Below are 15,443 nucleotides of genomic sequence, written 5' to 3'. Positions count from 1 at the left end.
GTTCGCGCCCGTGCCCGGCTACACCGCACCCCAGGCGGTGGCCTCGTCGGCGTGCACGACGTAGTAGGGCTGGTTCGCGAGCTCTGGTTGAAGGCCTGGGTACTGCCAGGCGGCTGGAGGAGCCACGACCTCGAAGTAGTACTGGAGCGGGTATCCGGTGCGTGTGTGCTCGGCGGGGATCTCCGCGCGGAAGGTCCTGCCCCCGCCGTCCATGACCAGAGTGTCGTACGTCAATGCTTGGTTGACAGTACGGAAGTGCAGCCGGACCTCCGCGACGGCAACGTCGTCCTCGAGGCACCACTCGAGGGCGAGCGCCTCACCGGGAACGAATCGGCCGGGCGGCTGGTGACGCGCCCCGGGCTTGGGCTGTTGCTCCGCAGGCGGAACGACCGGCCGGTCCGCCGATGCCCCCACGTCCTTCCCGTGCTCGGCCAGCGCGGCTTCCAGCCCGGCCAGGCTCTGGTCGATCGCCTCGAGCCGACTGGCCCAGGTGCCACGGGCGTAGTGCGTCCGACCGAACGGCAGGTCGGGCTGGTACACCTCGTCCGCGACCTCGGCGGTGGCGGCCCACGCGGCCCGCGCGGTCCGGTGGTGTTCGAGCGCCTCCTGAAGGGCCGCCGACCCTCGCGCCTCGCGCAGCGCGTAGGCGAAGGCGGCCCGGAACATCGCCGCGTAGTAGCGCCCGATGTGCGCGTGGATCTGGACGTCGGCCACCAGGATCTGGAAGACGGGCGCCGAAGGTTCGGCCACCTTCACTGCCTTCGCCAGTTCGTCGAGTGCGGTCGCCGCGAGAGTCTCCAGCCAACCGGCCACCTCGATCGGCGAGTACTTGCCCTGGCGGGTGCCCGCGATGACGTCCGCCGCGTACTCGTCCGGGCTGTAGAAGAGCTGCGGGTCGAGCGGGCTCACGTTGCCGAAGGCGTACGGCGGCGTCATGTCGAAGTCGGAGTTCGCCGAGCCACCGAAGTCGGCGTAGTGGTTCTCCACCGGCGTGGAGCGGGCCACCAGCGGGGTCGGGTCGAGCATCTCCGGCCAGTAGACGTTGCAGGCGGTCGACGGGGCGTGCACGACCGTGAGCAACGGCAGGATCCGTGACGCCGCGGCCAGCGCGCTCTCGGCGTGCTCGGCCGCCGAGCCGTAGGTGGCCCGCAGATAGCGCCGCCATTCGCCGGGGTCGAGGTCGGGGTTGTACGCGGCACGGCCCAGCAGACGGTAGTAGTAGGCGAACTTGCGCCAGTCCGAAGCGGCCGCGTCCAGGGAATCGTCGGCGTAGAGCTCACGGCCCGACCGCGGGGAGTCCAGACCCAGCGCCGCCGATCCCTTCTTGCCCATGAAACTCAGCGGCTCGAACCACTCCACTCCCTGCGCACCACCGAAACTGCCCAGTCGCCCGTAGCCGGCCGCCAGGCTCGGATCGCCCCACAGCAGCAGTCGCTGGGTGCCCGGCCAGACTCGGTGCATGATCCCGAACGGCCGTTCGCTGCGCACGAAGTCGGCGTAGCCGTACCGGGTGAAACTGCGCCGGCGCATCGTCTCGGTTCCGGTGATCCGGCGTCCCGACGTGCCGGCGTTCGGACCCACCTCCAGCGGCTCGCCCAGAGCCTTGGCCGTCGCCGCCCGGCCACCGATGCGTTCCCGCTCCCGAATCGCGGCCTGGTGGTAGGGCAGCCCCATGTGCTCGCCCCAGTACTTCGTCGACAACACGACGGGTGCGCCCACGCCGAGAGCGACCTCGAGCAACTCGTCGCTGACACCCTTGGCGTGCATGTCGAGTTCGAGCAACTGGCTGTTGCCCTTCACCCCACTCAACACGACCCGCCAGAAGTCTTGCGTCGGCTCCGGAACGCCGCCCTCGAAGTGCACGCGGAACGTGAGCCGGCGAATGTCCGGGCACGCCCGCATGAGTTCGGCCAGCCCGTCGCGGGCGTACTCGGCGTGGTTCGTCGCGTCCAGACCGCGGATCGGGAACTGCTCGGTGTCGGCGGTGGGGTCGTAGCGGTAGGCGTGGTTCCACAGGCCGAGCCCGAACTCGATGCCGCGTCGGGTGGCCTCCTGTCCGATGTAGTTGAGCATCGCCAGGTTGGCCGCCCGCTCCTGGGCCGACACACCGACCGCCTCGACCTCCTCGTATCCGGGAACGCTCACCAGGAACGGATACGCGAAGCAGAGATAGTTGTCGACGACCTTGCGATCGATCAGGTAGTCGTACCCGGTCCCGAGGCCGAGGCTGAACCGGTTGAACCGCTGGACGGCGAGCTCGCTGAGATAGGCGTCCCAGAAGGCGTGGTCGTGGAACCAGCCCCGGTCGATCGTCTCGGAGGTGAACAGCCGGGTGATGCTGCGCGCCGGGTTGGCGGGCCGCTCAAGATAGGTGCGCAGCGAACGCAGTTCGGCGAAGGGGTCCTCCGCGTAGCGCACGATGTCGTAGAGCTCGGTCAGGGCGTACCCGTACCCCCGTCGGTCGGCGGCGACGACCAGAACGGTCGCGCCCTCGCGCGCCATGACGAACGACTCCGCGCTGTCGGCGAGCGACGCACCGAACCTCGCCTGCCACTGCTGGCGGAGCGCGCTCGCGCGTTCGTCGGAAAGGTCGAGTTGGATGATGCGCAGATCGGCGTTCTCGGCCGAAACCGCGGACAGCCCTCGTCGGCTGAGTTCGTTGGCCAGCAGTTCCTCCGCCCAGACCGAGCGGGTCGAGGCGGCAAGCGGGTCGATGTGCTCGATGCTGATGCGAGTACCGACCTTCTCCGTGGCCATCCGGGCTCCCCTTCTTCCCACGTCACCTGCTTGTTCGCACGTCACCTGCGCCAGTCGAGAGTCAGCCGAGCTGATGAGAGAACCGGACAGGGCCAGGGCCACTCGTTCACCAGGGCGGCGGAGAGCACGCTGGTGACGACACTCCGGTCGGGCTGCTCGGGAACGGCGTCCGCCGTCTGGATGCCACCACCTCAGCCGGAAGGCGCATGCCCTCGAACCTAGCCGCATGGCGTGAGGAGTGGTCGCGGCGAAGGTCGACCTGACCGCAACCAGCCACGCCCCTCGGGGCTGTGGCTGCTCCACGAGCGGACGTCAAACGTCTTCCTCCTCCCCAGCTGGAAGCGTTGGGCTGTCGGTGCGGTGGAGGCTGAGCAGCAGTCCGTACGCGTGGCCGCGCGACCCGTCGCTCCGATACGGGCGGGCGGCCAACTCCTCGATGCGTCCGACCAGTTCCTTGGCCTCCTCCCTGGTGAGAAAGACATGACGCAGGACGGTGAGCTCCACCTCGTCGTCACCCGCGGGCGCCAGCTCCGTCAACGCGGCGTTGATGAGGAACTCCGCTCCGACCACTGCCCCGGTGTCGAGCCTGAGGACGGCGCTGACCAGGTCGAAGGACTGCTCGGTGCCTCCGCGCACCTGCCTGGTGTGAGCGAGCCGGACGAGGCCCGCCTCGCGGAGCACGCGGAGGTGATAGCCGATCGTTCCCTTGCTCCCATCGAGCGCCGAGGCGAGCTCGCCCAACGTCGCGGGCCGTTGCCGCAGCACGTTCACGATGCGGTGGCGGAGCGGATGTCCGAGGGCCTTGAACTGCGCCGGGGTGCGCACCAGCAGATCCTCGGACCTGGCCACCGGTGCGGACCGCCCACCTGTCGCTTCGTCGTCCACGGACAAAGTGTCTAGAAATCTCGACGCTTTGACAAACGGCACACCCAACCCCAGAATCAGCCTCTGGGTGGACGTCGTTCCAGACCGTCGACGCCAGCCCGCGGCGAGCCCCCCGACCGGCCCCACATCGCGCCCAGCCGAAGGATGTCGATGCCCACTTCGACGGCACACGTCACCACCGACCGCCCCGAGCACTCCATCAAGCAGCTGATCTCGCACCTGAGCCACGACGCCACCACGGACCTCGCCGGCGACAGCAGGGGAACCATCACCCTGCCCGAGGGCCGGTGCGTCCTGACGCCAGCCGGCGACCACCACCTGAGCATGGTCGCCACCGCGGCCGACGCCGACAGCCTCGCCAGCGTCCAGGACGTCGTCACCCGGCACCTGCTCGAGGTCGCAGCACCGGACGGGCCCAGCGTCGACTGGACCGATCCGGTCGCCGGCGACGCCCTGCAGTTGGTCGATCCCGTCGTCGGCGACTACCTGCTCACCCACTGCACTCCCGCCGACGAGGTGCTCACCGACCTGGCCGGCGCCACCCGGGAGGCGGCCGGCGGGGCGGCACGGATGCAGATCGCCCAGGACGAGGGCGCCCTGCTCGGCATGCTGGTCAAGCTGGTCGGCGCTCGCCGCGCCGTCGAGGTCGGCGTGTTCACCGGCTACTCCTCGACCTGCATCGCGCGGGCACTCCCGGCCGACGGTCACCTGCTCGCCTGCGACGTGAGCACCGAGTGGACCTCCATCGCCCGGGAGTACTGGAAGCGCGCCGGCGTCGCCGACCGCATCGACCTGCGGATCGGGCCGGCGATCGACACGCTTCGAGCACTTCCCGCCGACGAGACCTTCGACTTCGCGTTCATCGACGCCGACAAGCCGAGCTACCCGGACTACTACGAGGAGATCGTTCCCCGGCTTCGGCCCGGTGGCCTCGTCGTTCTGGACAACGTCTTCCAGGGTGGACGTACGTTCGACCCGGCGTTCCAGGACGAGAACCAGGTGGCGATCCGTCGGGTGAACGAGATCGTCATGCAGGACGACCGCGTCGAGTCGGTGATGCTCGCCGTACGCGACGGTGTGACCCTCGCCCGCAAGCGCTGACGTGGCGTGTTCCGAGCCTCTCCGCACCAGACGCGGGGAGGCTCGGCGCGTCTCATGGAGCGCCGAGCCTCAGTGGGTCGGCCGTGACGTACCTCAGGGTGTCCTTCAGCATCGCGGTCGCGGCACCGAGCGGGCTCGACGCGCCACCGCTCACCGTGACGACGCCGACCTCCCCACAGTCGTACGACACGGCCTTCTCCGGGCCGTTGATCGCATGGAGCGGATCCCCCTGCTCCACCCGGGCCAGCCTGACCCGTACCGTGCCCGGCTGGTCGAGGGAGGCGGTGGCGACCGGTCGCAGCCGCGCTCCTGACCGCCGCGCGGCGACCGCCTCCGCTGCCGTTCCCTCGTCGACGGGCGCGAGGTCGACGTCGAGCGTGGAGACGTCCCAGTCCCACAACAGCCCGGCGAGGATCCGCACCTTGCCGGCGGCGTCGGCGCCGGACAGGTCGGCGGAGGGGTCAGCCTCGGCGATGCCACGCCGGCGTGCCTCGCCGACAGCCTCGGCGAGGGTCATGCCCTCGCTCATCCGGTCCACGACGTAGGTGCTCGTGCCGTTCAGACAGGCCCGGACCGCCTGGACGTCGTAGCCCAGCAAGGCACTTCGTGCGACGTCCGCGGCCGGCAGGGCGGCGCCGGTCGTGGCGGACAACCCGAAACCGAGCCGTGCCTGCGTACTCACCTGGCGAAGTCTGCGCCAGTCGGCGAGGACGTGGCACTTGGTCGCGGTCACCAGGTGGGCGCCGTGCCGCCAGGCGGTGAGGGCGTCCTCCACGGCCGGCGCGGCCAGATCCGGATGCGACGGCGTCGCCTGGACGACGACTCGCGCGCCGGTCTGGTCGAGCAGGTCCGCCAGCGGGGTACGCGGTTCCCACTCCGCGCGCGGCCGGACGCCGTCCTCCCCGACCACGCACTGCGCGCTCCGTCCGACCACCGCGGCCAGGCGGAGCCCGCCGCCTCGTTGCCCTGTCACATCCGGGACCGCCGCCTTCGAGACAGCCGCCTTCGAGACCCGGGCGAGAAGTTCGGCGTACGCCATACCAACCGGGCCGTAGCCGAGCAACAGGACCGGAACGTCGGGAACCATCACCGCCTCAGCACACCACAGCGTCTGGACGCCTCGCGGCCGGGGGCGGACAGCCGGACCGGGTCGGACAGCCGGACGGGCAGGTCGGTTCCCCTTGTGGACCAGCCCTAGAGCTGGACCACCTGGCCGGTGCTGATCGACTCGTCGGCGGCGAGCACGATGCGCAGGCTCGTCACCGCGTCGTCCATCTCCTTGCCCAGCTCGAGGTCCTTGACGATCGCCTCGAGCAGGTGCCGCTGTTCGCGTTCGCAGAGGTGGTCGTGGTCGGGCTCGTCGGCCATGTCGATCCGCTCGTCACGCACGGCGTAGGCGCCGTCGGGCCCCTTCTCCGCACGGTGCCAGAGGATCTGGTTGGTCTTGGTGTGTGCGTTGATGTCGTCGGAGCGGACGGCCTCGTCGCTCGCCTCCGCCATCACGATCGACACCGACCCCTTCGGGCCGACAACGTCCTTCACGAAGAACGCCGTCTCGCTCATCATCGGACCCCAGCCGGCTTCGTACCAGCCGACCGAGCCGTCGTCGAAGGCGACCTGGAGCATGCCGTAGTTGTTCAGCGGCACCTCGTCGGTGAGCCGGGCTCCGAGCGCGTGCACGCGGACGGGTTTCGCGGCGGTCATCTGGCACATCACGTCGACGTAGTGCACCCCGCAGTCGACGATCGGCGGGAAGCTGCTCATCAGCCGCTTGTGCCAGGCCCAGGTCTCGCCGTTGGACTGCTGGTTGAGGTTCATCCGGAACACCAGCGGGGTGCCGAGCTGGCGGGCGATCTCGACGAACCTGGTCCAGGACGGGTGCTGTCGCAGGATGTAGCCGACGACCAGCTTCCGTCCGGTACGCCGCGCGGTGTCGACCACGGCCTGCGCGGACTCGACGCTCTCGGCGAGCGGCTTCTCGACGAAGACGTGGGCGCCGGCCTCCATCGCCTGGATGGCGTAGTCGGCGTGCGTGTCCGGCAGGGTGTTGATCGAGACGACGTCCGGGCGCAGCTCCGCCAACGCCTTCTCATAGCTCGTGAACCGCTTCGCGTCCTGGAGCGGCTCGGGCAGAGTCAGGTCGGTCACGTGTCGGGTGCACACCCCCACCACGTCGAACTCGGGGATGCGGGCATAGGCGAGTGCGTGCGACATGCCCATGTTTCCCAGCCCGACGACCAGAACCCGTTGCCTCATGTGTCGCCACCCCGATCCGTTCGGCGCCCTCCGACAGGCGCTCAGTCTAGGGCGTGGCTCCCCACCTGACCGGCGAAGCGAGCGGTGTCTCCACGCGAAACCGCACGGATACGTTCGGAAAGCGGCCAGCCGAAGGTGTTGCCGCACTCCGAGGCCCTGTTCATACTGCACGGAAACCGCTCTCCCAGATTCGGCGAGAACGGCCGGCCGCTCGCGTACCCGCTGAGACGGCCCGATCGGGGAAGCGCACACACGTCTGTGCCGAGAGGATGCCCATGACGAAGGACCACCCGTCGCGTCGACAGCTCCTGACCTCGGGGGCGGCGGCCACCGCCACCCTCGGACTCACCGGGTTAGGCACCGCGCCCGCCGCGCACGCGGATGACGACACGGCCCGGGTGCCCGCCACCCTCTCGGGTCGTGGTGGCTCGATGATCGGCGTTCCCTTCGAACGACACGAAGAGGTACGCGTGGGCATCATCGGCCTCGGCGCCCGCGGTACCGGCATGAGCGAGCTGTGGGCAGCGGTGCCCGGCGTCCGGGTGACGGCCATCTGCGACTCCCGCGCCGAGCGGGTGCACGCGGTCGCCGCGAGCCTGGTGGCGGCGGGGCATCCGGAGCCGGCGAAGTACATCGGCGGGGACCCGAGCTACGAAGCGGCGCAGGAGGCGTCCCGCCGCGCCCGGTCCGGCAAGGACGTCGACATGCCCTACGTCAGGCTCTGCGCGCGGGACGACGTCGACTTCGTCTACTCCCCCACACCCTGGGAGTGGCACTTCCCCACGGCGATGACGGCGATGCGGCACGGCAAGCACGTCGGCACGGAGGTGCCGCTGGCGATGGATCTGTCCCATCTCTGGCACCTCGTCGCGATGTCGGAGCGGACGCGGCGGCACTGCCTAATGATGGAGCAGATCGGCTACTCGCAAAACGAGATGCGGCTGCTCCGGATGGCGCACGAAGGTGTGTTCGGCGACCTCCTGCACGGTGCCGGCGCCTACATCCACGACCTCCGTAGCTACCTGTTCGGCCTGGGACCCGAGTACTACCCGCAGGGGTGGCGCCGGCTGTGGCACACCCGCATGGACGGCAACCTCTACCCCACCCACGGACTGGTCCCGATCGCGGGGATGATGGACCTCAACCGGGGCGACAGGTTCACCACGATCAGCTCCAGCAGTTCGCCCTCCCTCGGCCTGCAGGCCTATCGCGCGGCGAACGTCCCACCCGACCACGAGAGCTGGGACGAGACCTACCTCACCGGCGACCGAAACATCTGCCTCCTCTCCACGGCGAAGGGGCGACTCATCCGCGTCGAACACGACGTCACCACCCCGCACCCCTACAGCCGACTCAACTTCCTGGCCGGGACGAAGGGACTCTTCGAGGACTTCCCACCTCGGGTCTACCTCGAGCCGGACATGAACAACGACGAGTGGGGCGACTTCGACGACTACGCGGAGTACGACCACTGGCTCTGGCAGGACGTCGGCGGCGGTGGCGGGGGCCACGGAGGAAGCGACTACATCTCGCTGTGGCGGCTCGCGCAGACGATGCGACTCGGCCTGGTTCCCGACATGGACGTCTACGACGGCGCAGCGTGGAGCGCGGCCACGCCGCTCAGCGCCGAGTCGCTGAAGCGAGGCGGACAGCCGGTGAAGGTGCCCGACTTCACCCGCGGCCACTGGGAGGAGTACCGCCCAGGCTTCGACTCCTCGCGCCCGGAGGACGAAGAGAACGTCGGCGCGAGCATGAGACGGCTGGCCGCCGGCCGAGCCGGCCGGTGACGTGCCGCGACGACCAGGTGCAGGTCCAGGTTGACGTTCAGGTGTGACGTTCAGGTTGACGTTCAGGTTGAATGAGGTCGAACGGAGATACGGATGTCCGACTCGAACCCGTCCCCCGCGTCCGCGCTGAGTCGACGGCTCGTCGTCGCCGGCGCCACGGGCCTCGCCGCCGGAGTCCTGGGCATGTGGGGCGATGTCGGACGAGCCGCCGCCGCGACCACCGACGTTCCCGAGGCGACCCTCACCGACCTCGGGCCGGCGTCCAGGGCGCTGACCTTCGGCAACGGCGTACGCATCGGGGACGAGATCTGGTTCGTGACGCGTCAGATCCTGCCGACCAAAGTTGCCGCCTATGACCTGACACAAGGAAGGATCACCAAGACTGCGGTGATTCCCGACGTTCCGGGACTGTGGGGCGCCGACGTCGTGGGCACCGACCTCTACGTGTCGTCGTACTCACCGGGTCGGTTGTTCCGGATCGACACCGTCACCCTGGAGGTCGAGCGGCTCGTCGACCTGGCGCAGGAGGTCGGCTGGACCGTGAAGGCGTCCCCGGACGGCCGCGTGTTCGTCGGCACCTACCCCGGCGCACAACTGTGGGAGTACGACCCGGCGAGTGGCCAGGCGACCAACCACGGCCGGATGGACGACGACGACCAGTACGTCCGCGACCTGGTGGCCAGCGAGACGACCGTCTACTGCGGCATCGGTTCCCGGGCCGGTCTGGTGGCCTTCGACCGGGCGAGCGGCGACCGGACCAGCATTCTCCCGACGGAGTTGGCGAGTCGGACCTTCGGCGCGATCTGCCACCTCGCCGGCGACACGTTGGTCGTCGGGATCTCACCGACCGCCGAGGTCCTGGTCATGGACACCCGCGACCCCTCGAGCTACCAGATCCTGCAGACGCCCAACGACTCCTTCCTGGTCGGCCTCACCAGCGAGGGCGACCAGGTCTGGTACGCCACCAGACCCAGCGGCTCGTTGTACCGCTTCACCGTCGGGGACACCGAGCCGACGCTCGTCGGCATCCCGGTCGCGGAAGCGTCCAACCTGCGCCTCGGCCTTCTCCCGGACGGCCGGCTCTGGTCGGTGACGAGCGCCGGCGGGATCGTCTACGATCCCGCGACCAGCACCACCGAGGCGATGGACATGACCACGCCTGACCTCGAGCCGATGCCGGAGCGGCCGATGTCGCTGCTCTACGCCGGCGACCGGATCGTCGTCGGCGGCAGCCTTGGTGTCCAGGTCACCTCGACGCACAACCCGCCGGCGTTCGCGTCCCACCGCGTCCCCTTCGGTGGTGAGGCGAAGGACATGGACACCCGTGACGGCACGGTCTACCTGGGTGTCTACACCCTCGCCCGGCTGCTCCGGATGCCCACCGACGGCCGCCAGGCCACCGAGGTCGCCAGGGTCGCCGAGGAGTACGAGCAGACACGTCCGACCGCCCTGGTCGTCGACCGGCGGCGCAACCTCGTCCTGATGTCGACCGAACCGGACTACGGGCGATGGGAGGGAGCGCTGAACATCTACGACGGCCGGCGGTTCCGCTCCTACCGCGGCGTTCTCCCCGACCAGACCGTCCAGTCCGTCTGGCCCGAGACCCGCGGCGTGTACCTCGGCGGAAGCGTCAACAACGGGTTCGGCACCACACCCACGACGACCCGCGCCAAGCTCGGCTACTTCGACCACACGACGCGGACGATGTCGTGGATCATCGAGCCGACCGCCGGCACCGTGATCCAGGACCTGAAGATGGTCGGGCGGGTACTGGTCGGCAGCACCGTCGAGGGCGAACTGTTCGCCCTGGACGTGACCACCCGGGCGCTCCTCTGGCAGGTCGACACCGGCGCGGCGGGCGGCAAGCTCGCGGTCATCGGCGACCGCGTGTTCGGTACGGACCGGAGCAGGCTGTGGAGCGTCAGCGTCGGCCACACGCAACCGACGCTGGACGTCCTGGCCTCCGGTCTGAGCCAGTCGTGGTTCGGAGCCCCCGAGGTGGTGACAGACGGGACCAGCACGCTGTTCACCACCCGGGGGCTCAACCTGGTCAGGGTGGACCTGTCCTGAGACGGGACCGATCCACCTGAGACGGAACCGATCCACCTGAGACGGGACGGGCCTACCTGCCGACGGTCACGATCACGTGGCTGCCCTCCGTCTGCACCTGCCGCAGGACGTCGGTGACGATGTTCCCGGTGGAGCTCACCATCAGGCTCTCGCCGGTGCCTCGGGCGTAGTAGAGACCCGTCCCGCGCCGTGGGTCACCGCCGCGGATCGCGTTTCCGGTCACGCTGACGACACCTGAGCCGTAGTTGACCTTGGAGATGCCGATGTATCGATAGGTCGAAGCGGCGTTGGACTCACCGCCGAGGTTGAAGACCTTGTTGTCGGAGATCGTGGAGGCCGCGCCGCCCTGCACCGTCGCCCGGATGCCGTACCACACACCGGCCTGCGCGGATCCGCCGAAGTCCTCGATGTAGTTGTCGGTGATGGAGGTTCCCCAGAGCCGGTTGGCGTAGATCGCGTGACCGGGAACGCCGTAGACGTGGTTGTTGCGCACCACCCAGCCGGCCGCGTTGTCGAGATGGATTCCGTCCAGTCCGGAGGACGCGATCCAGTTTCCGCTGAGGTTCCAGTCCGTGAGCGAGTTTCCCGGATCGTCGACGTAGATGCCGTGGCCGCCGGAGTCGGTCACGAAGTTGTTCGTGATCTGACCGTTCACGGAGGTGTTCGTCAGCAGCGTGCCGTTGGCACTGCGATTGCTGAACCAGATCCCGTTGCCCCCCATGGACCTGATCTGGAGATCGTCGATGACGGTCTGCCACGAACGGACGATGAAGCCCGCGGTCGCCGCCGTGTTGTTCGCCCGGTTGCCGTCGAGTGTCAGTTGCCGTACCGACACCGGCGTTCCGGTCGTGACGCTGTTGTCGAGATAGCTGTCGGAGGCGAGGATCGCCTTCAGGTCGGCGCCGTCTGCCTGCCGCAGGACGGTGCCGGTGCGGCTCTCTCCTCGGTAGGAACGGTTACCCAGCAGCTTGATGGTCTGGTCGATCCGACACGGACCATCGATGACGATCTCGTCTCCGACCTCACTTCCGGAGATGGCCGCGTTGATCATGCCCGCGTCCGAGGAGGAGTTCGAACACTTCGCCTCGATCTTCGTCGCTTCGGCCTCGCGCGGATGCGTGGCGCTCAACGACCACACCAAAGCGACCGCGAGAGAGAACATGAGGACACGCTTGACCCACGGCATATCAGCCGTCCCTTCATCTGGTGAAACCCGAGATGCTGGCGCGTCGCGGACGAGCACGTGAGCGCGGGGCGGCGACCTGAAACGCAGGTGGCGGAACTACCCGGCCGGCTCGTCTGTCGCGAGATACTAAACGTGGTTGCAAAACCCGTCAACCACAGAATGACGTACCCACACGCTCGAAACCTGGGCGATATCGTTGGCCACCGCCGTCTCCACCTGTGCGGTGGTCGGACGAGCGAGGAGAGACAGCGTGCGTACAGGCACCCGTGCACTTCGGCTCGGCGACTACAACCAACAGGTCGTCCTCGAACTCGTCCGCACGCGGACCGCGACCAGTCGAGCGGAGCTCGCGCAACGCACCGGCCTGACCTTCCAGGCGATCTCGAAGATCGTGCGCCGACTGGTCGCCTCCGGCCTGCTCCTGGAGGACACCAGCAGGGAGGCGGCACGTACCGGCAGGCCCCCGACCGTCCTGCGCATCGACCCCACCGCCGCCTACGCCCTTGGCGTGCACATCGACCGGGACGAGACGGCGTACGTCCTGGTGGACCTCGCCGGGACGGTGGTGGAACGCGAGCGTCGGCGGACACCACGACGCGGTGGTCCCTCCCGCAGCGCCGACCAGATCGCCCGGGTGACCCGCCAGTTGGTCGAGCGCTCCGGCGTCGAGCGCGACCAGGTCCTCGGTGTGGGCGTCGGTGCTCCCGGTCCGCTCGATCCGGGCGAGGGGATCCTCGACAATCCTGGCGGCATGCCCGAGTGGGGTCGGGTCCATCTGAAGAAGATGCTGGTCGAACGCATCGGTTGCGACGTCGCGGTCGACAACGACGCCGTCGCGGCCGCCGTCGGCGAGACCTGGAACGGCAAGGCACACGACGTGCGCAATCTGCTGTTCGTCTACATCGGGTGGGGCCTCGGGACCGCCCTGGTGCTCGACGGCCAGGTCTACCGCGGTGGAGCGGGGCTGGGCGGCGACCTCTACCACGTGCCGATCGATCCCGGCGGACCCCTGTGTCCGTGCGGAAGCCGGGGATGCGTCGGCCAGTACGCCTCACCGGCGGCGATCCTCGAGGATGTCCGCCGGCGGTCGAAGGTTCGACGGCACACGGCGTCCCGCCCTGGCGCCGCACCGACACCGTCCAGCTACGGCGACGTCTGCCGGGTCGCGGTGAACGGACCGTCGGTCGAACGGGACGCCCTCGTCCACGCGGCCACGATGCTCGGCCTCGGACTGCTCGGTGTCGTGGCGGTTCTGGACCCCGATCTCGTCGTGCTCGGCGGCGCGGGGCTGGAGGCCGCCCGACCGATCTACGAAAGCGTGATCCACCGCACTCTCACCGAGCGGGTGCCGCTTCCCGGCCAGCGCGAGACCAGGGTGGCGATCTCCGACGCCGGGAGCGACGTGGGCGCGATCGGGGCGGCCTCCCTGCTCCTGCACAACACCTACGCACCCAGGTTCACCGGCTGACGCTGACCCCACCCGGACCTGACCTGGCGCCTACTGCGGTAGGAGGCCTACTCCCCGAGGGCCGGCAGCACGCGGTCCTCGTACCAGGGCCGGAAGATCTGCTCGTGGAACTCGGGGGCATCCGTTTGCCAGAACTCGTCGTGGGCGGCGAAGTACTTCTTCGCCCCCGCGACGAACTCCTCCTTCCCCACGCTGGAGGAGAAACTCTCCGCCTGCTTGTTGAGCGTCGCCTCCAGCCTGCGCACGTCGGCGCGCAGGTCGAGGTCCCCGCGCTCGTACATCCAACGGGAGAACGCGTCCTCGCTCGCCTTGGAGGAAGGTCCCGCCTTCTCCTCGGGGGGCAGGTAGCTCGAACGTTCGGGCACCACCATCCTGCTCCCGGCCCCGAGCACGGCGTCGACGAACTGTTTCCCCCACGCCTCCTCGGGGCTGCCCGGAAGCTTGCCCCGTGTCTCGGCGAGGATCGGAGTCAACGTGCCCGCGTCGTAGACCTGCCGCAGGTCCTTGGTCTTCTCATAGACCGCGTTGACCTGCTGGACCAGGCCTGGTCCGATCATGAACGAGTACAGGCTGAAGCACGCGTCGAGCGCCTCGGAACCGAGGTCGGGGTTGAAGGAGTACGCCGTGATGAACGAGCGCCGCCCCGGGAACTGACCCTGCTCACCGAGCGGGTAGCTCATCCAGCCGACGACGTCGCCGACAGGTTTGTCGAGGCGCTTCGCCAGGCTGGCGAAGCTCGTGTCACTGTCGGGGCTGTCGAAGTAGGAGGTGGAGTTACCGGGTCGCATCGCCACGTCGTCGCGCAGGAACGCCGCGGTGACTTCGTTCCAGCTGTTGTAGGAGATGTCGGAGACGATCGAGCGTTCCTCGAACATCATGCGGCGGAAGTCCTCGATGATGGTGACCCAGCTGTCAGCCATGGAGGTGTAGTCAGACCTCCAGTGCCACGTGGTGTCGGGCGCCGGAAGGTCGGTCAAAAGTCCGGACCCGGCACTGGTGAACCTCATCGACAACGCCCACGCGGGTTCGGCGATCCCCTTGCGGTCCTTCACCGTCAGCGCACGCGCCATCCGTTGGACGTCTGCCCACGTCCACTTCGGCGTGGGCTCCGCGACGTCCGCCTGTGCGAACAGGTCGCGCCGATAGAAGATGCCGTCGCCGACCGAGTAGCCGCCGGGCACCCCGTAGTACTTCCCGCCTACCTTCCAGGCACTCTCGAAGGCCGGCCGGACGTAGTCGGAGAGCTTCCCGACGAGCCCGCTGTTGTCGATCCGTTCGGTGACGTCGGCGGCCAGCCCCTGCTTGAACGCGGAGTTGATCTCGGGCTGGCTCCAGCCACCGAGCGGGTTGCTCGGATAGATGGCGGGAGCCGTCCCACCGGCCACCGCGGTGACCATGGCTTCCTGGTCCCAGATGTCGATGCTGGTCTTCCTGAGTTCGACACCCGGATTGGCGTCGTACCACTCCTGCAGCGCGTCGGCGTAGGCCTGCAGCGTGACGCTGCCCTTCTGCTCAGCCTTGGAGGGCATGGCGGCGAAGGTGCCCTCTGGGCCGACCCTCAGGACGACAGCACCGCCGGCGGATCCCTCTCGGCTGCAGGCGCTCAACACCCCGAGCGAGGCGAGCCCTCCCAACGTGCCAGCAGTCTTCAGGAATGCCCGCCGAGACGTCGGCCGGAGATTCGATGACCCGCGCATCGTGTATGTGTCCATCGGACCCGCCTTCTCGCTCAAACACTGGAAGAGGTCGATCGAGGCTGTCGGTAATGGAGGAATCTATGAGGACCCTGGAGGACTCTGGTGCAGTCGCTCCACAACGAAGGAACGCCGAGTATGACTCGCGCAAAGCGCGGAATGCAGATCTTCGCAGATATTAAACTCGGTTACATAAAGCGTCAATGTGGGCGTTGACTCCTGGCCAAGGTCGGCGACGA

Annotated in this window: 10 protein-coding genes; 4 read left to right on the top strand and 6 right to left on the bottom strand. The window is 68.6% G+C overall.

Annotation, left to right across the window (positions count from 1 at the left end; all coding sequences use genetic code 11):
* Window positions 1–18 precede the first annotated feature (18 nt).
* Together HEB94_RS29210 and HEB94_RS29205 are read right to left on the bottom strand one after the other, a co-directional pair.
* Window positions 19–2,757 (bottom strand): hypothetical protein, encoded by a 2,739-nt coding sequence (locus tag HEB94_RS29210; protein WP_192752854.1) that lies wholly within the window; start codon window positions 2,755–2,757, stop codon window positions 19–21.
* A gap of 312 nt (window positions 2,758–3,069) precedes the next feature.
* Complete coding sequence (locus HEB94_RS29205) at window positions 3,070–3,642, bottom strand: helix-turn-helix domain-containing protein (RefSeq protein ID WP_192752853.1); 573 nt, start codon at window positions 3,640–3,642, stop codon at window positions 3,070–3,072.
* Between the two features lie 150 nt (window positions 3,643–3,792).
* Between HEB94_RS29205 and HEB94_RS29200 the strand changes: the two genes are divergently transcribed.
* Window positions 3,793–4,743 (top strand): DUF2218 domain-containing protein, encoded by a 951-nt coding sequence (locus HEB94_RS29200; protein WP_238361667.1) that lies wholly within the window; start codon window positions 3,793–3,795, stop codon window positions 4,741–4,743.
* 52 nt (window positions 4,744–4,795) lie between these two features.
* Here the strand turns inward: HEB94_RS29200 and HEB94_RS29195 are convergent, their stop codons facing one another.
* Window positions 4,796–5,830 carry a homoserine dehydrogenase gene (locus tag HEB94_RS29195; protein ID WP_192756735.1) on the bottom strand — a complete coding sequence of 345 codons (1,035 nt, stop codon included), beginning with the start codon at window positions 5,828–5,830 and terminating at the stop codon, window positions 4,796–4,798.
* A gap of 107 nt (window positions 5,831–5,937) precedes the next feature.
* Entirely contained in the window at window positions 5,938–6,999 is a 1,062-nt protein-coding gene (locus HEB94_RS29190) for a Gfo/Idh/MocA family protein (RefSeq protein ID WP_192752852.1), read from the bottom strand.
* Between the two features lie 275 nt (window positions 7,000–7,274).
* Between HEB94_RS29190 and HEB94_RS29185 the strand changes: the two genes are divergently transcribed.
* Both HEB94_RS29185 and HEB94_RS29180 read left to right on the top strand, forming a co-directional pair.
* Window positions 7,275–8,786 (top strand): Gfo/Idh/MocA family protein, encoded by a 1,512-nt coding sequence (locus HEB94_RS29185; protein ID WP_192752851.1) that lies wholly within the window; start codon window positions 7,275–7,277, stop codon window positions 8,784–8,786.
* A gap of 93 nt (window positions 8,787–8,879) precedes the next feature.
* Window positions 8,880–10,856 carry an NHL repeat-containing protein gene (locus HEB94_RS29180; protein ID WP_192752850.1) on the top strand — a complete coding sequence of 659 codons (1,977 nt, stop codon included), beginning with the start codon at window positions 8,880–8,882 and terminating at the stop codon, window positions 10,854–10,856.
* Window positions 10,857–10,908: 52 nt separating this feature from the next.
* Here the strand turns inward: HEB94_RS29180 and HEB94_RS29175 are convergent, their stop codons facing one another.
* Window positions 10,909–12,018, bottom strand: a complete 1,110-nt coding sequence (locus HEB94_RS29175; protein WP_192752849.1) for a right-handed parallel beta-helix repeat-containing protein — start codon at window positions 12,016–12,018, stop codon at window positions 10,909–10,911.
* 274 nt (window positions 12,019–12,292) lie between these two features.
* Between HEB94_RS29175 and HEB94_RS29170 the strand changes: the two genes are divergently transcribed.
* Window positions 12,293–13,510 carry an ROK family protein gene (locus HEB94_RS29170; RefSeq protein ID WP_192752848.1) on the top strand — a complete coding sequence of 406 codons (1,218 nt, stop codon included), beginning with the start codon at window positions 12,293–12,295 and terminating at the stop codon, window positions 13,508–13,510.
* Window positions 13,511–13,557: 47 nt separating this feature from the next.
* On the opposite strand, the gene HEB94_RS29165 is transcribed toward HEB94_RS29170, so the two are convergent.
* Window positions 13,558–15,039: an ABC transporter substrate-binding protein gene (locus HEB94_RS29165; protein ID WP_192752847.1), complete on the bottom strand. Its 1,482-nt coding sequence runs from the start codon at window positions 15,037–15,039 to the stop codon at window positions 13,558–13,560.
* Window positions 15,040–15,443 lie beyond the last annotated feature (404 nt).

Origin of the sequence: Actinopolymorpha pittospori, assembly GCF_014873875.1 — a bacterium.
In the GTDB taxonomy this organism is placed as follows: Bacteria; Actinomycetota; Actinomycetes; order Propionibacteriales; family Actinopolymorphaceae; genus Actinopolymorpha; species Actinopolymorpha pittospori.
The sequence above is the reverse complement of the archived record's forward strand: the minus strand, read 5'-3'. Positions and strand labels throughout refer to the sequence as shown.